Annotated in this window: 26 protein-coding genes; 7 read left to right on the forward strand and 19 right to left on the reverse strand. The window is 58.9% G+C overall.

Annotated elements, in window-relative coordinates; genetic code table 11:
- Positions 1-17: 17 nt before the first annotated feature.
- The 7 genes from H8Z83_RS04515 to H8Z83_RS04545 are packed head-to-tail and all read right to left on the reverse strand — an operon-like array spanning position 18 to position 4,067.
- The gene (locus H8Z83_RS04515; protein ID WP_187013945.1) at positions 18-530 is read right to left on the reverse strand and encodes a SpoIIIAG-related protein; all 513 of its coding nucleotides are present in this window, start codon (positions 528-530) and stop codon (positions 18-20) included.
- Positions 520-993 (reverse strand): stage III sporulation protein AF, encoded by a 474-nt coding sequence (locus H8Z83_RS04520; RefSeq protein ID WP_187013946.1) that lies wholly within the window; start codon positions 991-993, stop codon positions 520-522. The genes H8Z83_RS04515 and H8Z83_RS04520 overlap by 11 nt, the downstream gene beginning before the upstream one ends.
- Positions 990-2,072 (reverse strand): stage III sporulation protein AE, encoded by a 1,083-nt coding sequence (locus tag H8Z83_RS04525; RefSeq protein WP_187013947.1) that lies wholly within the window; start codon positions 2,070-2,072, stop codon positions 990-992. Before H8Z83_RS04525 ends, H8Z83_RS04520 begins: the two co-directional genes overlap by 4 nt.
- Positions 2,072-2,470, reverse strand: coding sequence for a stage III sporulation AC/AD family protein (locus H8Z83_RS04530; protein WP_243184736.1), 399 nt, complete (start codon positions 2,468-2,470; stop codon positions 2,072-2,074). The genes H8Z83_RS04525 and H8Z83_RS04530 overlap by 1 nt, the downstream gene beginning before the upstream one ends.
- Positions 2,460-2,654 (reverse strand): stage III sporulation protein AC, encoded by a 195-nt coding sequence (spoIIIAC, locus tag H8Z83_RS04535; protein WP_187013948.1) that lies wholly within the window; start codon positions 2,652-2,654, stop codon positions 2,460-2,462. Before spoIIIAC ends, H8Z83_RS04530 begins: the two co-directional genes overlap by 11 nt.
- Positions 2,655-2,664: 10 nt before the next feature.
- Positions 2,665-3,162 carry a stage III sporulation protein SpoIIIAB gene (locus tag H8Z83_RS04540; protein WP_187013949.1) on the reverse strand — a complete coding sequence of 166 codons (498 nt, stop codon included), beginning with the start codon at positions 3,160-3,162 and terminating at the stop codon, positions 2,665-2,667.
- Positions 3,159-4,067 carry an ATPase, T2SS/T4P/T4SS family gene (locus H8Z83_RS04545; RefSeq protein WP_243184737.1) on the reverse strand — a complete coding sequence of 303 codons (909 nt, stop codon included), beginning with the start codon at positions 4,065-4,067 and terminating at the stop codon, positions 3,159-3,161. Before H8Z83_RS04545 ends, H8Z83_RS04540 begins: the two co-directional genes overlap by 4 nt.
- Positions 4,068-4,414: 347 nt before the next feature.
- Here H8Z83_RS04545 and H8Z83_RS04550 point away from each other — a divergent pair, with 347 nt between their 5' ends.
- A complete protein-coding gene (locus H8Z83_RS04550) occupies positions 4,415-5,257 on the forward strand; it encodes a hypothetical protein (RefSeq protein WP_187013950.1) in 843 nt (280 codons plus the stop codon).
- A gap of 58 nt (positions 5,258-5,315) precedes the next feature.
- Here H8Z83_RS04550 and H8Z83_RS04555 read toward each other — a convergent pair whose 3' ends face one another.
- The gene (locus H8Z83_RS04555) at positions 5,316-6,401 is read right to left on the reverse strand and encodes a DUF3048 domain-containing protein (protein ID WP_243184739.1); all 1,086 of its coding nucleotides are present in this window, start codon (positions 6,399-6,401) and stop codon (positions 5,316-5,318) included.
- Positions 6,402-6,563: 162 nt separating this feature from the next.
- Between H8Z83_RS04555 and H8Z83_RS04560 the strand changes: the two genes are divergently transcribed.
- The 5 genes from H8Z83_RS04560 to H8Z83_RS04580 all read left to right on the forward strand — a co-directional run bounded on the left by H8Z83_RS04560 (position 6,564) and on the right by H8Z83_RS04580 (position 12,632).
- Positions 6,564-7,118 carry a DUF4364 family protein gene (locus H8Z83_RS04560; protein ID WP_187013952.1) on the forward strand — a complete coding sequence of 185 codons (555 nt, stop codon included), beginning with the start codon at positions 6,564-6,566 and terminating at the stop codon, positions 7,116-7,118.
- Between the two features lie 452 nt (positions 7,119-7,570).
- Entirely contained in the window at positions 7,571-8,812 is a 1,242-nt protein-coding gene (locus H8Z83_RS04565; RefSeq protein WP_187013953.1) for a BMP family ABC transporter substrate-binding protein, read from the forward strand.
- A 225-nt stretch (positions 8,813-9,037) separates the two neighbouring features.
- Entirely contained in the window at positions 9,038-10,546 is a 1,509-nt protein-coding gene (locus H8Z83_RS04570; protein WP_337551178.1) for an ABC transporter ATP-binding protein, read from the forward strand.
- Positions 10,539-11,633, forward strand: a complete 1,095-nt coding sequence (locus H8Z83_RS04575; protein WP_187013955.1) for an ABC transporter permease — start codon at positions 10,539-10,541, stop codon at positions 11,631-11,633. Before H8Z83_RS04570 ends, H8Z83_RS04575 begins: the two co-directional genes overlap by 8 nt.
- 3 nt (positions 11,634-11,636) lie before the next feature.
- A complete protein-coding gene (locus H8Z83_RS04580; protein ID WP_187013956.1) occupies positions 11,637-12,632 on the forward strand; it encodes an ABC transporter permease in 996 nt (331 codons plus the stop codon).
- 119 nt (positions 12,633-12,751) lie between these two features.
- Here the strand turns inward: H8Z83_RS04580 and H8Z83_RS04585 are convergent, their stop codons facing one another.
- The 7 genes from H8Z83_RS04585 to hprK all read right to left on the reverse strand — a co-directional run bounded on the left by H8Z83_RS04585 (position 12,752) and on the right by hprK (position 20,860).
- The gene (locus tag H8Z83_RS04585; RefSeq protein WP_187013957.1) at positions 12,752-16,237 is read right to left on the reverse strand and encodes a DNA polymerase III subunit alpha; all 3,486 of its coding nucleotides are present in this window, start codon (positions 16,235-16,237) and stop codon (positions 12,752-12,754) included.
- Between the two features lie 94 nt (positions 16,238-16,331).
- Positions 16,332-16,649, reverse strand: a complete 318-nt coding sequence (locus tag H8Z83_RS04590; RefSeq protein ID WP_187013958.1) for a hypothetical protein — start codon at positions 16,647-16,649, stop codon at positions 16,332-16,334.
- A 42-nt stretch (positions 16,650-16,691) separates the two neighbouring features.
- Complete coding sequence (locus H8Z83_RS04595) at positions 16,692-17,129, reverse strand: C-GCAxxG-C-C family protein (RefSeq protein ID WP_187013959.1); 438 nt, start codon at positions 17,127-17,129, stop codon at positions 16,692-16,694.
- Between the two features lie 32 nt (positions 17,130-17,161).
- Positions 17,162-18,070: a DNA-binding protein WhiA gene (whiA, locus tag H8Z83_RS04600; RefSeq protein ID WP_187013960.1), complete on the reverse strand. Its 909-nt coding sequence runs from the start codon at positions 18,068-18,070 to the stop codon at positions 17,162-17,164.
- Between the two features lie 21 nt (positions 18,071-18,091).
- Positions 18,092-18,952, reverse strand: coding sequence for an RNase adapter RapZ (gene rapZ, locus H8Z83_RS04605; RefSeq protein ID WP_187013961.1), 861 nt, complete (start codon positions 18,950-18,952; stop codon positions 18,092-18,094).
- Between the two features lie 12 nt (positions 18,953-18,964).
- Entirely contained in the window at positions 18,965-19,882 is a 918-nt protein-coding gene (gene murB / locus H8Z83_RS04610) for a UDP-N-acetylmuramate dehydrogenase (protein ID WP_187013962.1), read from the reverse strand.
- Between the two features lie 27 nt (positions 19,883-19,909).
- Positions 19,910-20,860, reverse strand: coding sequence for an HPr(Ser) kinase/phosphatase (gene hprK, locus H8Z83_RS04615; RefSeq protein WP_187013963.1), 951 nt, complete (start codon positions 20,858-20,860; stop codon positions 19,910-19,912).
- 275 nt (positions 20,861-21,135) lie between these two features.
- Here hprK and rpmB point away from each other — a divergent pair, with 275 nt between their 5' ends.
- Positions 21,136-21,324 carry a 50S ribosomal protein L28 gene (rpmB, locus tag H8Z83_RS04620; protein ID WP_187013964.1) on the forward strand — a complete coding sequence of 63 codons (189 nt, stop codon included), beginning with the start codon at positions 21,136-21,138 and terminating at the stop codon, positions 21,322-21,324.
- Positions 21,325-21,621: 297 nt separating this feature from the next.
- Here the strand turns inward: rpmB and H8Z83_RS04625 are convergent, their stop codons facing one another.
- From H8Z83_RS04625 to rpmF, 4 genes are all read right to left on the reverse strand, one after another.
- Entirely contained in the window at positions 21,622-22,626 is a 1,005-nt protein-coding gene (locus H8Z83_RS04625) for an NAD(P)H-dependent glycerol-3-phosphate dehydrogenase (RefSeq protein WP_187013965.1), read from the reverse strand.
- Between the two features lie 9 nt (positions 22,627-22,635).
- Positions 22,636-23,319, reverse strand: coding sequence for a glycerol-3-phosphate 1-O-acyltransferase PlsY (gene plsY, locus H8Z83_RS04630; protein ID WP_187013966.1), 684 nt, complete (start codon positions 23,317-23,319; stop codon positions 22,636-22,638).
- A gap of 2 nt (positions 23,320-23,321) precedes the next feature.
- Positions 23,322-24,644, reverse strand: a complete 1,323-nt coding sequence (der, locus tag H8Z83_RS04635; protein WP_187013967.1) for a ribosome biogenesis GTPase Der — start codon at positions 24,642-24,644, stop codon at positions 23,322-23,324.
- Positions 24,645-24,850: 206 nt separating this feature from the next.
- Positions 24,851-25,045, reverse strand: coding sequence for a 50S ribosomal protein L32 (gene rpmF / locus H8Z83_RS04640; protein ID WP_187013968.1), 195 nt, complete (start codon positions 25,043-25,045; stop codon positions 24,851-24,853).
- Positions 25,046-25,058 lie beyond the last annotated feature (13 nt).

Below are 25,058 nucleotides of genomic sequence, written 5' to 3' on the forward strand. Positions count from 1 at the left end.
GTTCCTCCTCCAAATGATCACTGACACTTTGCCACGGTGACGCGGTCGCTGGACAGTCCGGTCAAGGCGGACACCGCCTCGGTGACTGCCAGCTTCACGTCGGCCCGGTCGCCCCCCTGACATACCACCAGCGCCCCCCGATAGGTGGGATACGCCGTCCGGGTCACAACGGTCTCCTCCCGGTCCCCGCCGTCCAGCAGGACCGGCTCCGAGGTTCGGGAATAGTCCTCCGGTGCCGTCGCGCTGCCGCTGTACCGCAGCTCCGTATTCTGGGCCAGCTGCCGTTCTCCATCGGTATCCACCGTCAGCAGCACCCGCACGGTCCCTACGCCCTGGATCTGCCCCAAAATTTCCTCCAAGTCCTTTCGCAGCGTCTCCGCGGCTGTATAGGCCGGTGGCGCTTCGCTCTGACCAGTCTGTGCCGTGTGCCCGCTCCCACCGGGCCATAACAGCAGCCCAGCGCCGATCAGCAAGATCAGTGCCGCGTATTTGTATCGGTCCCATAGCTTCCGCACTCCTTCAGTTTTCATTCCACACCTGTCTTTCCGCCGGGACGCCCAGCTCCGTTTCCAGCCACCGGGACAGCACTTCGGACCTCGGCCCCGTCAGTTCCACAGAAACGGGGACGGGAACGCCGCTGCCGTCCGGCTCCACGGTGACTTGCACCCGGAGCGTCAGGCCCATATCAGCCGCCTTGTCCCATATATATGATTCCAGTTCGGCTTCTATGAGTCCCACCAGCTCTTTCTGCCCCTCTTGCTCCAATTCCGCCTGCCGCCGCTCCACCGTCTGCCGGTAGGCGGACAGATCCAGCGAGACGGCAGACAGGTCCACATTCCCAAGGGGCCGCAAAAGCACAGCCAGCAGGAGCAGTCCCCCCACAAAGGAGGTGATCTCCCGGAGACTGCCCTTGGGCGTCAGCATTTGTATCACGGATAGCAGCAGCGTCACGGACACCACCGCCGTCAGCCATGCCCGGGCCGCCGCCATCATGATGTCACCACAGCTGCGGAGGCCAGAATGGACACCAGCAGTACCAGCGCGCAGCTTCCCACCATGCCCAGGATCAGACCGAAGGCGCCGCCAAGGCCGCCGATCAGTCCGCACAGCTCCGTATCTCCGATGACGGAGGCCAAAAAAGCCGTCAGCTTGTAGAGAAGGTACTGGATCCCCAGCTGCAAAAAGGGATAGGCACACAGGGCCAGCACCCCCAGCAGGCCAAACACGCCGATAGCCCCCTTCAAAAGCCCCGCCCCGGCCAGCACGGTTTCCGATGCCTCTGCGATGATGCCCCCCACCACGGGGATCATGCCGGAAATGGCGGTTTTCGTCACCCGCACTCTGGCGCTGTCCACCGTTCCAGCGAAAATGCCGCCTACAGTGAGGTAGAGGGTAAAGGCCAGCAGTGCGGCGGTCAGCAGCTTGGTGCAGACGGTTTTCAGCAGCTCCGCCACCGCCGTCAGCCGCTTGTCCGCAAGGCAGCAGCCAGCCGCCAGCGCCCCGGCGTAGAGATAGACCATGGGCATCAGCAGTCCGTGAATCAGCCCCAGCAGCAGGTCCGCGAAAAACACCGTGGCGATCTGCCGCAGTGTCGCGCCCACGGCCCCGCCGGAGATGGCGGAAACGGCGGCCAGCGTGGGAAGGAGCGCCTTGGAAAAGGTGTTCATCTGCTCCATGACCGCAGTCCCCGCCCCCATCAGACTGTCCAGACTGCCTGCCGTCAGAGCAGTGACGGCCAGCCCGCCCGCCATAGGCAGAAACCGGCTCTCGTCTCCCACACCCTTTTGAAAACCGCTGACCAATCCGCATAGCACCGCCACCAGCAGCACTGATACCGCCCCACGGGTCTGACGCCGCAAAACGGTGTTCACGTCTTTTCGGAGGTGGTTCCAGATGGCGCAAAGCCCCTCCGGAAAGCTGTTCACGTCCCAGTGGTCTACATCCTTCAAAAGCTGACCGGCCTCTCGTGGCAGCGCCCGTTCCACCTCCGGCGGCAGCTCCGCGCCCCGGACCGGGAGCGTCAGCAACAGGAGGGCCAGTCCCAAAAAGCAGCAGATTTTCAAGCGTTTCATCATCTCAGCTCCGTTATCAGTTCCAGCACCGCCCGCAGCAGGGGCAGCGCCGTCAAAAGGGCACAGACCGTCCCGGCAAATTCCAGTGCGGCGGCCAGCGCGCTTTCCCCGGCATCCCGGCACAGCCCGCCGCCCACTTTCACCACAAGGGCGATGCCCACCGTCTTATAGAGGGGCGTCAGCAGCGTCCGGGAGACACCGCTCTGCTCTGCCAGCCGTTCCAGAAACCGCAGTAATTCCGTCAGTGGCTCCGCTAAGGCCAGCAAAACCGCCGCTGCCGCTGCCAATGCCAGCAAAAGCGTGATCTCCGGGTTGCTCCGGCGGAGGACAAGTCCCAGCAGGGCCGCGATCACGCAGAGCGCCGCCGCCTGGGTCACCAGCGCCATCTCAGAGATCAAACAGGGTCTTGATGAGCTGGAACAGTCCGCTGATCTCCTGCACCAAGATCATCATGACCACCACAAGACCCGCCAAGGTGGTCATCATGGCCTGCTCCTCCCGGCCTGAGCGAACCAGAAGCTGGTTCAGCACCGCGACCAAGATCCCCACAGCAGCAATTTTGAAAATCAGATCTACATCCATTGTTCATTCCTCAAATCAGTAAGATCACCAGCAGCGCTACGGCGGAAAAACAAAGGGCCGCCGTGCGTTTTTCCTCATCGGGGCGCTGCTCTTCCAGTTGTGACAGGCTGTTTTGCAGCTCTTTTCTTGCAAGCGATATACCTTTACAGGCGCTCGTTTCATCGCCTTGCAAGGCATTGACCAGCTCGGACAAGGCCCGCTTGTCCGTTTCCGACACCGGAAGGCAGGAGACTGTCTGACACCAGACGATTTCCGGGGACCTCCCCGCTGCCAACGCCGCCGCACTTCTCTCGAACAGCTGGGAAACCTCATGGCAGCGGCCCCGCGCCGCCTGTCGGAACAGCGGCAGCAGCGGCGTCCGGTTCAGTCGGATGGCCGTTTCCATGCGCTCCAATGTCGACGCCAATTCCGCCAAGACCTGCCGCCGGCGCCGTTGCTCCTGATGCTGAAGCCACCAGACGCTCCCTCCCGCGAACAACACGCACAGACTGCCCACCAGTTTTATCACGGCAGATTCTCCACGGCGTACAGCCGCCCCTCCGGACCTGTTCGGATCAGCACCGCCTGACGGAACACCCGCCCGGCCATCAGCTCCTGATAAAGCGGCTTTGCTTGCAGCTCCTCTACATTGGCGGCGTGGATAGTGGCCAGCAGCGCCACGCCGCAGCCTGCCGCCTGCGAGATGGCTCGCAGATCCTCCCGGACGGTGATCTCGTCCACGGCGATGATCTGCGGATTCATAGCCCGCAGCGCCATGGGGATCGCCAGCGCCTTGGGACAGCCGCTGAGAACGTCCGTCCGGGGACCTACATCCATCTGAGGCTGTCCCCGATACATGACGGCGATCTCCTCCCGCTCGTCGATGAGGGTGATCCGCTGGGGCGGGACGCCCTCCCCTTGGGAAAGTTGCCGCACCAGATCCCGCAGCAGCGTGGTCTTGCCGCCTCCCGGTGGGGACAGCAGCAAGGTGCTGACGAACCGCCCGTCCCGGAACAGCCGTGGGGCCACGGCCTGCGCGATGCCCTTCTGCTCTCTGGAAATGCGGATCACAGCGGAGGAGATCTGTTTCAGATTGGTGACCTCCCCGTCCTTCACCACAGCGGAGCCGCAAAGCCCCACTCGGAAGCCACCCCGCACCGGAAGAAACCCCTGCCGTAGTGTTTCGATGGAGGCGTAGCGGGAAAATTCAGCGGCGATGTCGCACAAGGTCTCCAATTCCTCCGTGGTGACGATGGCCTCCAGCGACCGCTCCCCCTCCGGCAGCAGCACCGACAGACAGTGCCCCGCCCGCAGGCGGAATTCCTCCGCCCGTCTCTTGTCCGTCTCCGGCAGCTCCATGGCGATCCGCCGCAGGCGGCTGGGCAGGATGGCCGCCGCCAGTTCATAGCGCGTCTCACATTCTCTTCGTTCCAAGGGTCGTCCCTCCTTTTGTTGTTGCTCCAGTGTATGACGGCCCCCGCCCGGATATGCCAGATGAAAAAAGTGGGGGTCCCTCGCTTTTCAGCGTGTCGAAAAAGTCTTTTCGCCCCGCTGAACAAGTTTTCAGAACTTCATAAAAGTTCTGAAAACTAAGGATTTCAATGGCGCAGGACACCCTTCTTGGGTTTCCCGCGCACACCCTTCCTTACCGTCGCGGAGGATTTGCCACTTTATCGACAGTCTCAAAAGCGGGGGCTCCCCCGCTTTTCACCTTATGGAAGCCTCCGCATAGACTGGATTGAAGGAAATTTCCTTCGCTACATCGTTTAGGAGGTAACACAATGCCTGAGAAAGTCATGCCCGGCCCCGTGGAGGGTACCGGCGGCATCCGTGAGGCGGTTTGCGTCCATACACGTAAGATCTATGACTCCTGCCGGGATAAGGACTGCATCGAGGACCTGCGGTTCTATCCGAAGCTCCAGTATGTGGACGTCATCAATCACGCTCTCTCCGTCAAGGGCGGGTCTGCGGACCTACTGTATGTCTATGTGGATGTGGAGCCGGTCAATTTCAATCGGGGTTTCTACACGGTGGATATGCGGTTTTTCTACAACGTGACCCTGCAAGCCTATACCAGCTGCCCCGCACCGGTGACGGTGGAGGGCCTGTGCGTCTTTGACAAGCGGGCCATCCTGTTCGGCAGCGAGGGCAGCGCCAAGATCTTCTCCTCCAAGTTCCGCTCCGGGGAGCCGGATATCCCCATGCTGCGCCGGTCCAATTTACCCGAGGCGGTTGTGGAGGCCGTGGACCCCATCGTTCTGGACGCCCGGCTCGTGGAGAGCGGCTGCAGCCGCCGGGACTGCGACTGCGATCTGTGCGAGGTGCCCCCGGCCATCAGCCAGTGCTTCGGCGGGGAGCTTTGCGGCGGAGACGAAGGCCGCCGGATCTACATTACTCTGGGGCAGTTCTCCATCGTCCGTCTGGAGCGGGATTCCCAGCTCCTGGTGCCGGTGTACGATTACTGTATGCCGGAGAAGGAGTGCTCCTGCGGCAGCACCGACGATCCTTGCAGCCTGTTCCGCAACATCAATTTCCCTGTGGGCGAATTTTTCCCGCCCAACACCGTGGCCCTCCCGGAGGATTACGAGGAGGCCAAGAACTTCTGCGCCTGCTGTCATAAATAAGGAAAAGCCCGGAGACACATTCGTGTCTCCGGGCTTGTTTGAGTTCAGATCCTATGTATCAGGAGCATTCCACTTTACTGGTTTTGGGGTCCATGATGCAGACATAGCTGTTTCCCCGGCCCAGAGCCAGCGGCTGGCCGTCCGCCGTGGTGTATACAAAGGGGCTGTTCCGGTCCGCGCGGCTCCAATGGATGGGAACACTCTGCCCGTTCCGGCAAAGGAGGCCGTCTCCCTCTCCGGTGGTGCGGACCTTCAGACGGCCCTCCTTATCCCCGGAGATCACGGAGATGTTCGTCTCCAAAAGCAGCAGATTCACGGCGCTCACTTGCTCGCCGGTGTTGCCATCCACATAGGGGGCCTGATACTGGCTCACCAGATACTTGCCGGTGGCGGCATCGTAGTCGAACAGGCCGGTCTTATAGCTGGTGTAGGCCAGCTTGACGTGCTCCGCCGTTGCGCCGCCGGTCAGCGGCTCGTCAGTAAAGGTCTGGGAATAGGTATATCCGTCCCCATGGGTCTTGGCGTACTTGCTGCTGTCCCAGAAGCTCTGAATCTTCTCGCCGGAGGTCACCAGCGTGTGCTCGTAGTCCATGGTCTTTCTGCGCTCCTGATCCCGCCAGAACACGGCGCTCTGGCTGGCACTGCCGTTGACGCCGTCGACGTTGTTCACTTTCCAGCTTTTCAGATCCTGATACGCCTCCGGGCTGCCCCCGGCATGAACGTACAGGGCGTCATGGCCCAGCGCCAGTTCGATGTAATAGGGGCGGGAGGAGCGGATGCTGCCAAGGGTACCGACTCCGTCCAAGGTCTGGTAGACTGCCAGCATCCGGGTAATGCCGCCCTCGGCGGGGACCTCATAGATGATGTCGGCCTGAGAATTGCCAAGCTGCGGCTGGGCCTTTTTCAGGTTGTTCAGCATCACCGCCACGGGACGGTTCCGTTCATATTCCGGTTCCATGGGGAGTCCTGTCAGCGGATTCATTCCCGCTGGTACGGCAGGCTCCGGTTCCGCTTCCGGTTCCGGCGTCACAATGGGTTCCTCTGCCGCAGGAGGCTCCGGATCAGGGACCGGTTCCTCCTTTTTGCCGCAGCCTGTCAGGACCAGAAGAAACGCCAGCGCCAGCGCCCATGCTCTCTTTTTCAAGGTATCCCGCCCTTTCATGTTATGTTAACTTCATCATACCAAGGCGTGGTAGAACCGTCAAGGGAAATTTCGCCGGGCTTCGACAAATTTCCGGCTGTACAATCATGCCCGTCTGGGGTATACTGAAATAAAAGAACGATTCACATACAAAGGAGAGCTTCCATGACCGCACGCGGATTTATCCAGGACAAGCTGGAGATCAAGTTCCTTATTTTATATCTGGCCGCCCGGGTCATTGAACCGGTGCCCTTCGACACGCTGCTGGATCTGACCCTCTGCGACGATGCCGTTGACTACTTCGATTTTTCCGAGTGTCTGGCGGATCTGGTAAAAACAGAACACCTGACTCTGGACGAGGAGAGCGGCCTCTATGCCATTACGGAAAAGGGCCGGCGCAACAGTGAGATCTGTGAGACCAGCCTCCCCTACTCCGTCCGACTGCGGTGCGACAAAAATCTGAATGCCTGCAACCGGGCTCTGCGACGGAAGAATCAGGTGAAAAGCTCCACGGAGCCGCGCCCCAACGGAACCTTCACCGTTTCCCTGTCTCTGGATGACGATATGGGCAGCGTGATGGACCTGAAGCTCATGGTGCCGAGAGAGGACATGGGAAAGATCCTGGCTGCCCGGTTCCGGCAGGCCCCGGAGAAGCTGTACAGTGAGATCATCGACCTCCTGCTCAACACCCCCACGCCGGAGGACGAAGAGGAGTCTTAACGAAGAATATCCATAGCGAAAGACGCCGCGTATTTTGCGCGGCGTTTCAGCGTGTCGAAAAAGTCTTTTCGCCCCGCTGAACAAGTTTTCAGAACCTTATAAAAGTTCTGAAAACTTAGGATTTCAATGGCGCAGGACACCCTTCTTGGTTTTCCCGCACACACCCTTCCTTACCGTCGCGGAGAATTTACCGTTCTATCGCCAGTCTTGTTTTTTATGACGCCGGTCATGAAAAAGCGACCGCCTGTCTTCTGCACAGCTTTTGCAAGGCATTACCCACGCTTATAATGTCTGCTCTTTAACCAAAAAGGTATTACTTTTCAAGATGAATTTGATGACTATTTGGCGTTGCCATTTTTCGGTTTTTTCGGTATGATATGGGTGACGGGTTTCTTTGTCCTATGTGGAAATCCGCCGAAAAAAAGGATTTAATTTGAGGAGGATTTATTGAAATGAAGAAGTTTCTTGCGCTGCTCCTGAGTCTCTCTATGGTCCTCGCCCTTTCCGCCTGCGGCGGCACTAAGAGCGATGATACTACCAAAGCTGACGAGACCAAGACCGATGCTCCCGCCGAGACCGCTACCGACTTTAAGGTCGGCTTCATCATGCTCCATGATGAGAACTCCACCTATGACCTGAACTTCATCAACGCTGCTAAGGAAGCCTGCGAAAAGCTGGGCGTGGAGTACAAGATCATCACCAACGTTCCCGAGGGTCAGGAGTGCTACGACAAGGCTGCTGAGCTGGCCGATGACGGCTGCAACATCATCTTCGCCGACTCCTTCGGTCACGAGGACTACATGATCCAGGCTGCCAAGGAGTTCCCCAATGTGCAGTTCTGCCACTCCACCGGCACCAAGGCTCACACCGAGGGCCTGAGCAATTACCACAACGCCTTCGCCTCCATCTATGAGGGCCGTTACCTGGCTGGCGTTGCCGCCGGTATGAAGCTCAATGACATGATCGCCAACGGTTACATCACCGAGGATCAGGCCAAGATGGGCTATGTAGGCGCTTTCACCTATGCCGAGGTTATCTCCGGCTATACCTCCTTCTATCTGGGTGCCAAGTCCGTGTGCCCCTCTGTCACCATGGACGTGACCTTCACCGGTTCCTGGTATGACGAGACCGCTGAGAAGGAAGGCGCCAATAAGCTGATCGCCAACGGCTGCGTCCTCATCAGCCAGCACGCTGACTCCATGGGCGCTCCCACTGCCTGCGAGACCGCCGGCGTTCCCAATGTCTCCTACAACGGCTCCACCCAGGCTGCCTGCCCCAACACTTTCATCGTTTCCTCCCGGATCGACTGGGCTCCCTACTATGAGTATGCCATCACCGCTGCTATGAACGGCGAGGCCATCGACGCCGACTGGACCGGCACCCTGGCTACCGGCTCCGTGGTGCTCACCGATGTCAACACCACCGCTGCCGCTGAGGGCACTCAGGAGGCCATCGACGCTGTGAAGGCCGAGCTGGAGAACGGCACCCGTCACGTCTTTGACTGCTCCACCTTCACCGTGAAGGGTGAGACTCTGACCTCCTCCAAGGCTGACGTGGACACCGATCCCAACTACACCCCCGACACCGAGGCCATCGTGGACGGCTACTTCGCTGAGTCCACCTTCCGTTCCGCTCCCTATTTCGATCTGCAGATCGACGGCATCAACCTGCTGGATACCAACTTCGGCGGCTAATCGCTTCTCGATCCCAAACAGCCGGACTGCCTGAGGCAGTCCGGCTTTCCTTTTCCACCGCTCCGGTTTTCCCGGATTTTTTCCCGTCAGGCCTGTACTTTGAATTTACAAGCCGCCGGGTGTATGCTATAATTATCCATATCGAACGATCCGGCGCGGGACTGTGCTTACTCCCCCGCCGCTGAAGAAAGGGTGACTGCCTTGGCTCCTGCGTGTGCGGTAAAAATGGAAAACGTAACGAAGCGGTTCGGCAAGGTCGTGGCGAACAACGCCATCAATCTGGAACTGCGCGAAGGCGAGATCCTGTCTCTGCTGGGTGAAAACGGCAGCGGCAAGACCACGCTGATGAATATGCTTTCCGGCATCTACTTTCCCGATGAGGGACAGATCTATATTCACGGCAAGCCTGTGACCATCGCCTCCCCCAAAGACGCGTTCAACTACGGCATCGGCATGATCCATCAGCATTTCAAGCTGGTGGATGTGTTCACTGCCACGGAGAACATCGTTCTGGGTCTGGAGGGCAAGCTGGACTTGACCGAGGCCGGCAAGAAAGTCAAGGAGATCTGCGATAAGTACGGCTTTGACATCGACCCCAACCAGAAGATCTACGATATGTCCGTTTCCCAGAAGCAGACGGTGGAGATCGTCAAGGTGCTGTTCCGGGGCGCGGATATTCTGATCCTGGACGAGCCTACCGCCGTCCTGACGCCGCAGGAGACGGACAAGCTGTTCCAGATCATGCGGAACATGAAGGCGGACGGCAAGTCCCTCATCATTATCACCCACAAGCTCCACGAGGTGCTGGATGTCTCCGACCGGGTGGCGGTGCTCCGCAAGGGCGAGTATATCGGCGATGTGGCCACCAAGGACGCTGACCAGCAGTCCCTGACGGATATGATGGTGGGCCACAGTGTCAGCCTGAATATCGACCGGCCTGACCCGGTGAACGTAACGCCTCGTCTGGTGCTGGACGGCTTGACGGTGTTCGACGAGCTGGGCGTCAAGCGTCTGGACAATGTGAGCTTTACCGTCAACGCCGGCGAGGTGCTGGGCGTGGCCGGCGTGGCCGGCAGCGGCCAGCGGGAGCTGCTGGAATCCATTGCGGGCCTCTACCCCATCGCCTCCGGCAGCGTGACCTATTACGATCCCGCCGACGGCAAGACGAAAAATCTGGTGGGCATGGACCCCATGGACATCCGCAAGAGCGGCATTGCCATGTCCTTCGTCCCGGAGGACCGGCTGGGCATGGGTCTGGTCGGCTCCATGGGTATGACCGGCAACATGATGCTCCGCTCCTGGCGGAAGGGTCACGGTGTTTTCCTGAACCGGAAGGACCCGGAGGATCTGGCCCAGCGCATCTGGCAGGAGCTGGAGGTCGTGACCCCCAGCACCAGCTTCCCGGTGCGCCGGATGTCCGGCGGCAACGTTCAGAAGGTGCTGGTGGGCCGTGAGATCGCGCAGGCCCCCGCCGTTCTGATGACGGCCTACGCCGTCCGCGGTCTGGATATCAACACATCCTACACCATTTACAACCTGCTGACGGAGCAGAAAATGAAGGGCATCGCCGTGATGTATGTGGGCGAGGATCTGGACGTGCTGCTGGAGCTGTGCGACCGGATCGTGGTCCTCTGCGGCGGTCAGGTGTCCGGCGTGGTGGACGCCCGCACTGCCGACAAGCGGCAGATCGGTGCGCTGATGACCCGCATGGAGGGAGGCAAGACAGATGAATAAAAAGCAATCTCTGTTCCACATCGCCAAGCGGGACACCCTGCCCTGGTACAAGAGCTTCGCCATCCGGGGCTGTGCCATTCTGCTGGCTCTGGTGGTCTGCGCGGTGGTCACTATGCTGCTGACCGGCGAAAACCCTGTCAATATTTTTGCCACGATCTTCAAAGGTGCCTTCGGCTCCGCCCGAAAGTCCTGGGTCACCTTCCAGAACCTGGCGGTCCTGCTGGGTATTTCTCTGGCGGTGACGCCCGCCTTCAAAATGCGCTTTTGGAACATCGGCGCCGAGGGTCAGGTGCTCATTGGCTGTCTGGCCACGGCTGCCTGCATGATCTGTCTGGCTGACAAGCTCCCCAACGCAGTGCTGATCCTGGTCTCTCTGGCCGCGGCACTGGCTGCGGGCGCTCTCTGGGGCTTCCTCCCCGCCTTCTTCAAGGCCAAGTGGAACACCAATGAAACGCTGTTCACCCTGATGATGAACTACATCGCCACCCAGCTTGCGGCCTTCTTCATCATCGTGTGGGAGGTCCCCAAGGGCGCCGGTAAGATCGGCATCATCAACCAGGGCACGGAGGCTGGCTGGCTGCCGGTGGTCGGCGGTCAGAAATACCTGCTGGTGATCCTTGTGGTGGCGGTGCTCACCGTGTTCATGTACATCTATCTTAATTACAGCAAGCATGGCTATGAGATCGCCGTGGTGGGTGAAAGCCAGCGAACTGCCAGCTATGCAGGCATCAAAGTGGAACGGGTCATCGTCCGCACCATGGTGCTCTCCGGCGCGGTATGCGGCCTCATGGGTCTGCTGCTCACTGCCGGTACGGACCACACCCTCACTACCACCATCGTGGGCGGCCGTGGCTTCACCGCCGTCATGGTATCGTGGATGGCGAAATTCAACCCCATCATCATGATCTTCACCAGCCTGCTGCTGGTGGTGCTGGGCCGGGGCGCCAGCGAGATCTCCAGTACCTTCGGCCTGAATCAGTCCTTCTCGGACATTCTCACCGGCATTATCCTGTTTTTCATCATCGGCAGCGAGTTTTTCATCACCTATCAGGTCAGCCTGCGCAAGAGCGGAAAGAAGGAGGCATAAGCTATGTTTTTTGATTTTGCATCGTTCCTTCCCCGGGCCGTGATGCAGGGCATCCCCCTGCTGTACGGCAGCACCGGCGAGATCCTGACGGAGAAATCCGGCAACCTGAATCTGGGCATCCCCGGCATCATGTATGTGGGCGGCATCTGCGGCGTTGTGGGCGCGTTTTTCTATGAACAGGCGGTCCCGGCGGCGGAGATGAACGGTATTCTGGCCATCGGCATCCCTATGGTGTGCTCCCTGCTGGGCTCTCTGCTGATGGGTCTGCTGTACTGCCTTCTGACGGTGACCCTCCGGGCCAACCAGAACGTGACCGGCCTTGCCATGACCACCTTCGGCGTGGGCATCGGCAACTTCTTCGGTGGCTCTCTCATCAAGCTGACGGGCAGCGAGGTCCCCTCCATCGCCCTTTCCACCACCAGCGCCTATTTCAGCAAATCCCTCCCCTTCGCCGCCAAATGCGGCTGGTTTGGTCAGATATTCCTGTCCTATGGATTCCTGGCGTATCTGGCTATTCTGCTGGCGCTGCTGGCCTCCTACTTCCTCAAGCACACCCGTCCCGGACTGCATCTCCGGGCCGTGGGTGAGAGCGCATCCACGGCGGACGCCGCCGGCATCAACGTCACCAAGTACAAGTATCTGGCTACCTGCATCGGCAGTATGATCGCGGGTCTCGGCGGACTGTACTATGTGATGGACTACGCCTCCGGCGTCTGGTCCAACAATGCCTTCGGTGACCGCGGCTGGCTGGCCATCGCACTGGTGATCTTCACCATCTGGCGGCCCAACGTCAGCGTGCTGGCTTCCATCCTGTTCGGCGGGTTTTACATCCTGTATCTCTACATTCCCACCGGCACCAACCTGGCCATCAAGGAGCTTTACAAGATGCTCCCCTATGTGGTAACGCTGGCGGTGCTCATCATCGTTTCCCTGCGGAAAAAGCGGGAGGATCAGCCCCCCGCCTCTCTGGGTCTCAGCTTCTTCCGGGAAGAACGCTGACCAAACCTACACCGGCTCTCCGCTTTCGGAGGGCCGGTTTTTTCGTTGGCAGCCGAACAGATAAACCAAGCCCGGCCTCCGGAATATTCCGAAAGCCGGGCTTTTGGGATCTTTGGCTATTATTTGACAACCACATTTTCGTGACCCAGCGTCTCCTGAGCTTCCTGCACCAGCGCCGGATGCAGCAGCGCCTGAGTGGCGTAGACCTTTCGGGTGTCCGCCATGACCATTTTCACCACGCTTTTGCCGGGGAACATCTGGAACACCAGCTTCATGTGGCGGATGGCGGGATCGTCGATGCTGGGGAATTTCAGGAACAGGGTCTCCCCCGCTGCCGTTTTCTGCTTGGGCTGGGGTTCCGGAATGCCGCCCTCCACCGTGGACAGAGGGTAAATGGAGTCGCACATGATCTGGGGGGCCTTTTCGTCCCGGACGGACAGCCGCCCCTTTACCACCACTGCCTGATTTTCCTTCATGTAAGCACCGCAGGTCTCAAGCACCCGGCTGAAGCACAGCAGTTCCATGGAGGCGGTGTCGTCCTCCACCATGACATAGGCCATGAGGCTGTTGTTCTTGGTGGTTTTCGTCTTGCTGGAGGTAATGACCCCGGCGATGGTGACCCGCTGGCCGTCGGCAAAGCGCTCCGGACCGTTTTCCCGGGAAAAGTCCTCGATAATTGAAACGATGGTGGGAGCGTGGAGCTTCCGCACAGCGTCCCGATAATGGTCCATAGGGTGACCGGAGAGGTACAGTCCAGTGGTGGCCTTCTCCATGGTCATCAGTTCCTCCGGTGTATACTCCGGAATATCAGGCAAGGGAATTTCCTTTACGGAGTCTGATTTTTCATCATTGTCGGCGGCCATGGAGAAGAAGTCCATCTGTCCCTCCACGTTATCCCGCTGCTGGGCCGCCACGGAGTCCATCACCGACTCATAAACCTTGATAAGCTGGGAACGTCTGGCACCCATGGAGTCAAAGGCACCGGAACGGATCAGATTTTCCACCGCCCGCTTGTTCATTTCGCTGCCGTTCATGCGGCTGCAAAAATCGTACAGGGATGTAAAGTCGCCACCGGTCTCCCGCTCCCGCATCACTGCCTGAATGAAGCCCCGGCCGATGTTCTTGATGGCCACCAGTCCGAACCGGATGCCTCCCTCCTCCACCGTGAACCGGTCGGCGGAGCGGTTGATGTCCGGCGGCAGCAGGGCGATGCCGCATTCCCGGCACTCACCGATGTAGCCGGAAACCTTGTCGGAGTTATCCAGCACGCTGGTCAGCAGCGCTGCCATGTACTCCCGTGGGAAATGGCATTTGAAGTACGCTGTCTGATAGGCCACCACCGCATAGGAAACGGCGTGGGCCTTATTGAATGCGTAATTGGCGAAGGCGAAGATCTCATCGTAGATTTTTTCGGCCGCGGCGGGATCGATGCCGTTGGCCACGCAGCCCTTAATGTTGCGGGCGGGGTCGCCGTGGAGGAACGCCTCCCGCTCCTTGGCCACGTCCTTGGCCTTCTTCTTGCTCATGGCACGGCGGAGCATATCCGCCTGTCCCAGCGTGTACCCGGCAAGCTGCTGGAAGATCTGGATGACCTGCTCCTGATAGACGATACAGCCATAGGTGATGGACAAGATCGGCTCCAGCTCCGGGATGATGTAGCTGACCTTGCTGGGGTCATGCTTGCAGGCGATGAACTTGGGAATAGAATCCATGGGGCCGGGACGGTACAGGGCGATGATGGCGGTGATGTCCTCAATGCTCTGGGGCTTCAGACCTACGCAGACGCCGGTCATGCCGGTGGATTCCATCTGGAACACACCGTTGGTTTTGCCGTCGGAGAGCATTTTGTAGGTCTCCGGGTCCCCCTCCGGGATGTCATCCAAGGTGAAGTCCGGCTGCCGGGTCTGCACCATTTTCACGGCATCGTCCAACACCGTCAGGTTCCGCAGGCCCAAGAAGTCCATTTTCAGCAGGCCCAGCTCTTCCAGCGTGGTCATGATATACTGGCAGACCACGGATTCGTCATTTTTCGCCAGGGGTACATATTCGTACACCGGCTTCCGGGTGATGACCACGCCGGCGGCGTGGGTGGAGGCGTGGCGGGGCATTCCCTCCAGTGCCCTGGCGGTGTCGATGAGCTTTTTTACCTGCTCGTCGGCCTCATAGAGGTCGCTGAGCTGCTTGCTGAGCCGCAGCGCGTCATTCAGGGTGATGTGCAGGGTGTTGGGCACCAGCTTGGCGATGACGTCCACATCGGCGTAGGGCATATTCAGCACCCGGCCCACATCCCGGATCACGCCCCGGGCGGCCATGGTGCCGAAGGTGACGATCTGAGCCACATGGTCATCGCCGTACTTGCGGCGGACGTAGTCCACCACCTCTCCCCGGCGGGTATCGCCGAAGTCCATATCGATATCCGGCATGCTCACCCGCTCCGGGTTCAGGAACCGCTCAAAGTACAAACTGTACTTCATGGGGTCGATATCGGTGATGCTGAGGCAGTAGCTGACCATGGACCCCGCCGCGCTGCCGCGGCCCGGTCCCACCGGGATACCCACGCTTTTGGCGTAGCGCACGAAGTCGGATACGATGAGGAAATAGTCGGTAAAGCCCATTTTCTCGATCATGTCCTGCTCGTATTTCAGCTGGCCCCGGTATTTGTCATCATCGCCGTACCGGGCCTTGTAGCCCTCGTCGCACAGCTCTTTCAGATAGGAAAAGCTATCATACCCCTCCGGCAGCTTGAATTCCGGCAGGTGGTACTTACCGAAGGTAAATTCAAGGTTGCACATCTCCGTGATCTTCTGGGTGTTTTCCAGTGCGCCCTCGTAGCCCTCGAACAGCGCCGCCATCTCTGCTTCGCTGCGGAGGTAGAAGTTCTGAGGCTCGTAGCGCATCCGGTTTTCATCGTCCACCGTTTTGCCGGTCTGGATGCACAGCAGGATGTCATGGGCCTCGGCGTCCTCCTTCCGGAGATAGTGGGCGTCATTGGTGCAGACCATGGGGATACCGGTCTCCTGATGGATCTTCAGGATAGACTGGTTCACGATCTTCTGATCCCGGATGCCGTGATCCTGCAATTCTAAATAAAACCGATCCGGGCCGAACAACTCCGCCATTTCCAGCGCGTAGGCCTTGGCGTTGTCATACTCCCCGTTCCGCAGGCGGCGGGGGATCTCCCCTGCCAGACACGCCGAAAGTGCGATCAGGCCCTTGGAGTGCTCCCGCAAAAGGGCCTGATCGATACGGGGTTTCACATAGAAGCCCTCCGTCCAGGCAAGAGACACCATGTAGGAGAGGTTGCGATAGCCCTCCTCGTTTTCGCACAGCAGCACCAGATGGCGGCTCTCGCTGTCGAATTCGTGGACCTTATCGAACCGGGTGCGGCCCTGAGGGGCCACATAGACCTCGCAGCCGATGATGGGCTTCACGCCCTCCGCCTTGCAGGCCCGATAGAAGTCGATGACGCCGTACATAACACCGTGGTCCGTGATGGCACAGGCGGTCTGGCCCATAGACTTCACCACCCCCGGCAGCTCCTTGATCTTGCAGAAGCCGTCCAGCAGGCTGAACTCCGTATGCACGTGCAGATGGGTGAAGGCCATAGGCCACCTCCTGTTTTCTCTCTTATGTATTTGCCAAATTTGTTTCTATTTCAACTTGTGTAAAGTTGATTTACTATATATCTTTTGCGTGGATTTAATCGCAGTCATCCAGCGTTTTTCCGCAGTCCGGGCAGAAATGAGGCAGGCTGGACGGCATCCGGCCGCCGGCCATCAGGGAGGCTCCGCAGTAGGGACAGCGTAGCTTCGAAAAGGCGGTCAGAAGGCTTCCTGCCATGATCAGGATTCCAACACCTGCCGCGATCCAAAGGAATACCGACACATCGTTTCCCCGCCATGTATAGAAGTGGCCGATCAGATATGCCGCAGTCAGCATGGTCAGCGCGCCGGAAAAGAAAAGCCGTCTGCATATCTTCAACAGCTTGTGAGGACCAACAGGCTTTTTCTCCTTCATAGAGTCAGCGTCCTTTCTGAAAAGCGCTTTCCTTTTCGTGGATCACCGCTCCGCCAGCATCTGCTCCACAATCTCGACCGCCGTGGCGATCATAATGTCACAGTGGCCAGTAAGCCCCAGAGCCTTGGCTGCGGGGGTGGTATCGTCCGGGACAAACTTCTTTTGCAGAAGATCCGCGCACCGCAGGGCGTCAAACCGCTCCGCGAACCGCTTTTGCAGCTCCTTGGCCTGTCCCACAGACCGCTTTTTGGAGCCGATCACATCCGCCGGGTCAGCTGGGGTCAGCAGATCCAGCACCATGACGGCGCCGGTCACAGCGCCGCATAGCTCGCCGGTGCCCGCGCCCGCACCGAAGCCGCCGCCCAAGGTCAGGCATTGCGTCTCCGTCAGTCCGATCACATCCTGAAAAGCCGCCAGAACGCTCTGGCAGCAGTTGAAGCCTTTCTTGTGGTAATCAACCGCTTGTTCACACCGATCCATAGTTTGCTCTCTCTTTCTTTTTTAAAATCGTATTATTCAGACAGGTCTCTGGATAGCTCCAGCAGCTTCCGCAGCCGGTGACTCAGACAGGATTTGCTCACCGGCGGGTCGAATTCCGCCGCCAGCTCTGAAAGGCTCAGTTCCGGATATTCCAGCCGCAGCGCCGCCGTTTCCTGGAGCTTGTCCGGCAGCTGCTCCAGCAGCTCCGCCGCTTGCAGGCGGCGGATGGCCTCCATCTGCTCCTGTGCCGCCTCCACCGCCTTATCCAGATTGGCGCTGTCGCAGTTCAGGCGGCGGTTCACGCTATTCCGCAGGTCCTTTTCCAGCTTGGCAGACATCACGTTCATGGCCGCCACGGGTGCGCCGATCAGCGTCAGAAAGTCCTCGATCTGGTCGCTCTGCTTGAAATAGGTAATGAGGCTGCCGCCCCGGCTGAGACTTTTGGGCGGATAGCCGCACTCCTGAAGCAACGAATCTAACTCCCGGCTCACCTGCAAATGGGAGGTGGTCAGTTCCAGATGGTAGCGCTTTTGGGGGTCCGTGATGCTGCCCCCGGCAAAAAAGGCTCCCCGCAGGAACGCCGCCCGGTCGCAGGTCTCCTCCACCATACCGAAATTGATGTGGAGCACCAGATTTTGCTGGGGATCAAACCCCAGCAGATTGATGATATGGTCCAGCTTTTTTTGATCCGTGATCTGGAAGATCCGCTTGCCCTCCTCCTGCTCCGGCTCCGGCTGGCGGTCGAATTGCAGGTTGAAGGCCCGGCGGAACAGTTTGGGGAGCCGGGCGGCAAAATGGGGGTTCTCCGTGATGATGCGGACCTCCGTGGCACTGAAGGTATTGCAGAACAGCAAAATTCCGTAGGCCTCCGCCCGGGCACAGCACAGCTTCTGTACCGGCAGACGGCACAGTTCGTTTTTCGTATCGTAGGAAAAGGACATGCGTCCTCCTTTCTCAGGCGGTCACCGGTTCATATCCCGGTGATTTTCCCGGACCCGGTACCCAAGGTTCCGAATGTCCTCCGCCAGGGCGTGGGTCATGGCTACGGAGCGGTGGCGGCCGCCGGTGCAGCCCACCGCGATGACCAGCTCCGTTTTGCCCTCCTCGGCGTACAGCGGGAGGGAAAATGTCAGCAGGTCCCGGAGCTTTTCCATAAAATCATGGGTCTGGCGGAAAGAAAACACATAATCCGCCACTGGCTGATCCAAACCAGTCTTTTCCCGCAGCTCCGGGATGTAAAAAGGGTTCGGCATACAGCGCACGTCGAACACCAGATCAGCCTCCATCGGCAGGCCGTATTTGAAGCCAAAGGAGGTGATGGTGACGCTCATACCGCCCTTTTCCGTAGTATCGCTGCCGAAATGCCGCAGCAGCTCACCTCGGAGCTGGGCTGTGGAAAGATGGGTGGTGTCGATGACCACATCCGCACGCTGGCGTAGAGGTTCCATCATCTCCTGCTCGGTCCGCACCGCCTTTTCCAGAGAATCCGCCTGCTGCATCAGAGGATGACGGCGGCGGGTCTCCTTGTAGCGCTTGATGATGGTCTCCGGCTCCGCCTCCAAAAACAGCAGGCTGCATGCGCCGCTGCTGTGCTTCAGCACGTCCAGCACATCGAACAGCTCTGTGGGGCTGTTGGCGGTGCGGACATCATACACCAGCGCCACCTTGTCATAGCGCTGGCTGCCACCGGCGCAGAACTCCGCAAATTTCAGGATCATGGCCGCCGGCATATTATCCACAATGTAAAAGCCCATATCCTCTAAAAAAGAGGCGGCCCGGCTCTTTCCTGCACCGGAAAGGCCGGAAATGATCAGAATCTCCATGTATTCACCCGCTTATTTAACGATTTTGACCTCCGGCTCCAGCGTGACGCCGGTTTCCTCCAGTACCCGCTGCTGCACCTGACGGATCAGTTCCGCCATGTCTGCGAAGGTTGCGCCGCCCCGGTTGATGAGGAAGCCCGCGTGTTTTTCCGAAACCTGCGCGCCCCCCACCGTCAGTCCTTTCAGACCGCATTGGTCGATGAGCGTCCCGGCAAAGTGGCCCTCCGGCCGCTTGAAGGTACTGCCCGCGCTGGGCCATTCCAAGGGCTGGCTGGCCTTGCGCTTCGCCATCAGCTCCCGCATGGCTGCCCGGATGGTCTCCGGATCGCCGGGCGTCAGTTCAAATTCCGCGTACAGCACCACCGCCTCCGGATGCTCCGTCAGCAGACTGTGCCGGTAACTCAAACTCAGTTCCTCGCAGGAAAGCGCCCGGATGCCCTCCTCTGGGAACAGCACCGCCGCGGATCGAAGCACCTGCTTCATCTCGCCGCCGTAGGCCCCGGCGTTCATGCAAACGCCGCCGCCCACCGTGCCGGGGATGCCGTGGGCAAATTCCAGCCCCGTCAGCCCCGATTTGCAGGCGAGATCCGCCGTCCGGGCCAGCGTAGCACCGGCGTCCGCCAGGACGGTGTTCCCGCTTCCCCGCTCCACCCGGTTCAGGTTGGCAGAGGTGTCGATCACCAGCCGGTCCAGTCCCTCATCCGGGACCAGAAGATTGGAGCCGTTGCCAATGACCAGCGGATTTGCGCCGTAATCCTTTGCAAAGCTCATCAGCAGCACCAGCTGCTCCCGGCTGGAAGGAAATGCCATCCGCTTTGCCGGACCGCCGATGCGGAAGGTGGTGTGCCGGCTCATAGGCTCGTCTTGGAGCACTTCCAGATCCGGCAGATACTGTTCGATAGCCTTATCAAATTCAATCGTCCAGTCCATAGTGGACCTCCTTACATCCAATCGCCGTTATGTTCCCTGATTGGCCGATTTGCTGCCCAGATCTGCATGCAGATCCACTTTTCTGGCCAACTCCTCCGCGGCATTGTATCCATACCGGCGGTGACGGTTGTTCATGGCCGCCACCTCTACGATGCTGGCCAGATTTCGGCCGGGCCGGATGGGCAGCGTCACGCAGGGCACCTGTTTGCCCAGAATGTCGATAAACCGATCCTCGATCCCCAGACGGTCATAGGCCTTGGAGCTGTCCCAAGGCTCAAATTCCACCACCAGGTCGATCTGAGACTCCGGCATGACCGCCCGCATACCGAACAGCTGCTGAACGTCGATGACGCCGATGCCGCGCAGTTCGATGTAGTTGCGGATGACCTCCGGCGCCGTGCCGATCAACTGGTCGGCCACAAGGCGGATCTCAACGGCGTCATCCGCCACCAGACGGTGACCGCGCATGATCAGTTCGATGGCGGATTCGCTCTTGCCGACGCCGGAATCACCGGTGATCATAACGCCTTCGCCGTAAATGTCCAGCAAAACGCCGTGCCGGGTGATGCAGGGAGCCAGCTGCTTGCTGAGATATTCCATGGTATGACTGGTGAAGTCCGCAGTCCGCTCGGTTGTCCGCAGCAGCGTCCGTCCGTGGTTCCGGGCGCATTGCAGGCACTCTGCGGGACATTCCATATTCCGGGCCAGGACCAGCGCCGGAATGGTGTAGGAAAACAGGTCATCAAAAACCTTGGTCCGCCGATTCTCGCTCATTTTCATGATATAGGTCAGCTCCGCCTTGCCCATGACCTGAATCCGGCGGGCGTCGAAATAGTCGAACAGGCCCAGAATCTGCAGATCCGGCCGGTTGACGTTGGTAGATTCTACCTTGTCCGTTTCATAGGTATCTCCATGGTTCAGAATTTCCAGTCCGAAATGCTCCACATATTGTGCCAGGCTGGTGCCTTTTTCACTCATCGTATTCCACCCTTTCATAATGTGCCCACCGCTGTTCCGGCGTCCAAATGCACACACGGTCCAGCGGCCAGAAAATCAATTTATTCGTTCTTTCTCATTATATATGATTTTCCACATAGGCGCAAGACTTTCACCGTTTTCAGGCTGAACGGCCCCTCAAAAAAACTTTTCAAATTTTTTTAAATTTTTCTTGCATTTTGTGTTTGAATCTGCTATGATACTACTTGTGCTTGTATGTAAGCATGTAATTACGCAACAGCAAGGAGGTGCAACGGATGGCAAAGTGCGAGTTCTGCGATAAGGGCGTTACGTTCGGCATTCAGGTCTCTCACTCTCATCGGCGTTCCAATCGGACTTGGAAACCCAATGTGAAACGTGTGAAGGCGATCGTTAACGGTTCCCCCCGCCATGTTTATGTTTGTACCCGGTGTATGCGTTCCGGTAAGGTCACCAGAGCGGTCTAATTGTACAGATAAACAGGTAAAGCACTCAGACTTTGGTCTGAGTGCTTTTTCTATTGGTATGCTGCGGGGCAGTTTTCACTTGCACCACTCCCCCGCTTCCGTTTGCTGTTTCATTCCCTCTGATCCCATTGAAATGAGCTCTGCCGGTTTCCCGGCGAAGCTCGTTTTTGATGAGTCTTACTTCCTTTTGCGGTTCCTCCGCAATCTTCGTGACCTTGGGATCAGCTGGAAATGCGGAATTAAATAAAACTCAGAAAAAACCACCGGAGCAACACATTCCGGTGGTTTTGTTATGCATTACAGCCAGGTGGTCTCTGTCAGTTCGTCCTTTTTGGCCCGGCGCATGAGGCTGCTCACCACATCCTGCACGGCCACGCCATGATAAAGGACCTCGTAGACGCTGCGGCAAAGGGGCATTTCCACACCCTCCCGCTGAGAGAGCTGGTAGATGCTTTCCGCGGCGTAATAGCCCTCCACCACGGCGCCCACCTCCGCCATGGCCTCCTGTGCGGACTTTCCCTGTCCGATCAGAATGCCCGCCCGGCGGTTCCGGGAGTGCATGGAGGTGCAGGTGACGATCAGATCGCCCATACCTGCCAGACCGCCGAAGGTCTGCCGGGTGCCGCCCAGCTTTTCGCCAAGGCGCGTCAGTTCCGCCATGGCGCGGGTCATCAGCAAAGCCTTTGTATTATCCTGATAGCCCATGCCGTCACATACGCCGCAGGCCAGAGCCACTACGTTTTTCATGGCGGCGGACAGCTCCACGCCCACGATATCCTCACTGGTATAGACCCGGAAATAGTCATTCATGAAAGCGTCCTGTACCAGCCGGGCCACTTTCAGATCCGGACAGGCGGACACGCAGCCGGTGGGCATTCGAATGCTTACTTCCTCTGCGTGAGAGGGACCGGAAAGGGCAGCTACTTTACAGATATTTCCGGTGACTTCCGTCAAAATCTGGCTCATGCGGAGGTTCGTATCCCGCTCGATGCCCTTGGAAACACTGACCAGAACGGTCTCCGGCGTCAGGTATGGGGCGATCTTCTTTCCCGTCTCCCGCACGGCGAAGGACGGCGTGGCGGAGATCACCAGTTCTGCCCCCTTCAGACAGTCCAAATCTCCGCTGATCTTCAGGCTGTCCGGCAGCTGGACACCCTTCAGCTTGGAATTCTCCCGGGTCTTTGCCATCTCCGCAGCCTTCGCCGGGTCATGGGACCACAAGGTCACATCATGTCCGTTGTCGCAGAGCACCATGCTCAGGGCCGTGCCCCAGCCGCCGCTGCCAACTACAACTGCTTTCATGTTATCCTCCTAAGTCTTCTTCCGATGGAAGCTGAGTTTGTTTTCATTTCCCGCCAGCAAGCGCTGGATATTGGCCCGGTGCTTCCAGACGATCAATCCTCCCAGGCAAAAGGCCAGTACAATGATCGGCGTCTGGGGGTAGCAGTACCAGCTGATAAAGGGAAAGCTGGCCCCGGCCCACAGAGAGCCAAGGGAAACGTACCGGGTCAGAGCCGTTAAGATCAGGAAGCCGCCCCAGACCACAACGGCGATGCGCCAGTCGATCATGATGGCGATGGTGCCGCCGGAAAGGATGCCCTTGCCGCCCTTGAACTGGAACATACAGGGGAACATGTGGCCCAGCAGACAGAACAGACCCGCCCAGTATTTGGCGAAGGTGTCCCAAAACGCAGTGGTAGAGGCCGCAGAAATGAAGATCGTATAGCCGCTGAACATCAGCCATTGGCTGACCAGCAGCGCCACGACCGCCTTCAGTACGTCGCACAGAATCACCACAAAGGTCAGCGGCCCGCCGAAGGTGCGGAAGAAATTGGTCAGGCCGGCGTTGCCGCTGCCGTGGTTCCGCACGTCATTCCGCAGAATATACTTGGAGACGATGACCGCCCCGTTGAAGCAGCCGCAAAAGTAGGCGAATACCGCCGCGACGCCCAGCAGCAGCGGCAGCGGCGCACCGTTTGGAAAGATGCTCTGCACGGTCAATCCTCCTTATCGCCCTTTTCCCGGATGGACAGGATGATGGGGGTACCCTCCAGACGGAAGGTGGAGCGGATGCAGTTTTCCAGATACCGCTGATAGGAGAAGTGGAACAGCCGCCGGTCGTTGCAGAATACCACGAAGTGAGGCGGCTTCACGCCCACCTGCGTCATATAGTAGATCTTCAGGCGGCGGCCCTTGTCCGTGGGAGGCTGGACGCGGGTCTGGGCATCCGCCAGAACGGTATTCAGCATACCGGTGGTGACCCGGAAAGCGGCCTGATTCGCCACATAGTCGATCATGTCGAACAGCTTGTCCACCCGCTGACCGGTCTTGGCGGAGATAAACAGGATGGGGGCGTAGGTCATGTAGGCCAGATCCCGGCGGATCTCCTCCGTCATGCGGGTCATGGTCTTGTCATCCTTTTCCACCAGATCCCATTTGTTCACCACGATGATGCTGGCCTTGCCCGCCTCGTGGGCCATACCGGCCACTTTGGTATCCTGCTCGGTGACGCCCTCGGTGGCGTCGATCATGATCAGGCACACGTCCGCCCGGTCGATGGCCATAGTTGCCCGGAGGACGCTGTATTTCTCAATATCCTCTTCAATTTTGGACTTTTTCCGCATACCGGCGGTGTCGATAAAGACGAAACTGCCTTTATCGTTGGTGAAACGGGAGTCGATGGCGTCACGGGTGGTGCCCGCCACGTTGGACACGATGACCCGCTCCTCCCCTAAGATCTTGTTCACCAGAGAGGACTTGCCGGCGTTGGGCTTGCCGATGACCGCCACCTTGATGGCGTCATCTTCCTCTTCCTCCTCGTCCTCCGGCGGGAAGTACTGCACGCAAGCATCCAGCAGGTCGCCGGTACCGTGGCCGTGGACGGCGGAGACGGCGATGGGATCGCCCAGACCCAGATTGTAGAATTCATAGATGTCCGGGCTGCGGCCCTGGTCCACCTTGTTGACAGCCAGGATCACCGGCTTGCCGCAGCGCTGGAGCATGGAAGCCACCTCCTGATCGGAGGCGGTCATGCCGGTCTTGATGTCGCAGAGGAACACGATGACCGTGGCGTTGTCAATGGCGATCTGGGCCTGAGAACGCATGAAGGCCAGGATCTGATTGTCCGTCCGGGGCTCGATGCCGCCGGTGTCGATGAGGGTGAACTTCCGGCCCTGCCAGTCACTCTCCCCGTAGATCCGGTCACGGGTCACACCGGGGGTGTCCTCCACAATGGACAGCCGCCGACCGATGATCTTATTGAACAGCATGGACTTGCCCACATTGGGGCGGCCCACGATGGCGATGATAGGTTTCGACATAAGATGACTCCTTTCCTGAGCGGCGTTGGTGTGTTTCGCTGCCGCCGCAAGAAGTTGAATGATTGAATCTATTATATCCGTAATTCCCCTGTATGGCAAGGGAAAACAGAGACTTTTCACGGCGCGCTGACCCGGTACCCTTACGGTTCCGCGCAAAAGTAAAGGAGGGAAGAATTCTCTTCCCTCCTAAAGCAAGCAATTGTCTCTTACTTCGCCGCCACGGACTTGACAACTTTGACCTCACGGCCATTGTAGCTGCCGCACTCCTGGCACATTCTGTGAGGCAGGTGCAGAGCACCGCACTTGGGGCATGCAACGAGACCGGGGACAGCCAGCTTCCAGGTGGAGCTGCGTCTCTTATCGCGTCTTGCTTTGGATACTTTTCCCTTAGGTACTGCCATTGTGACACCTCCT

The sequence above is a fragment of the Dysosmobacter segnis genome (genome assembly GCF_014297285.1).
GTDB lineage: Bacteria > Bacillota > Clostridia > Oscillospirales > Oscillospiraceae > Oscillibacter > Oscillibacter segnis.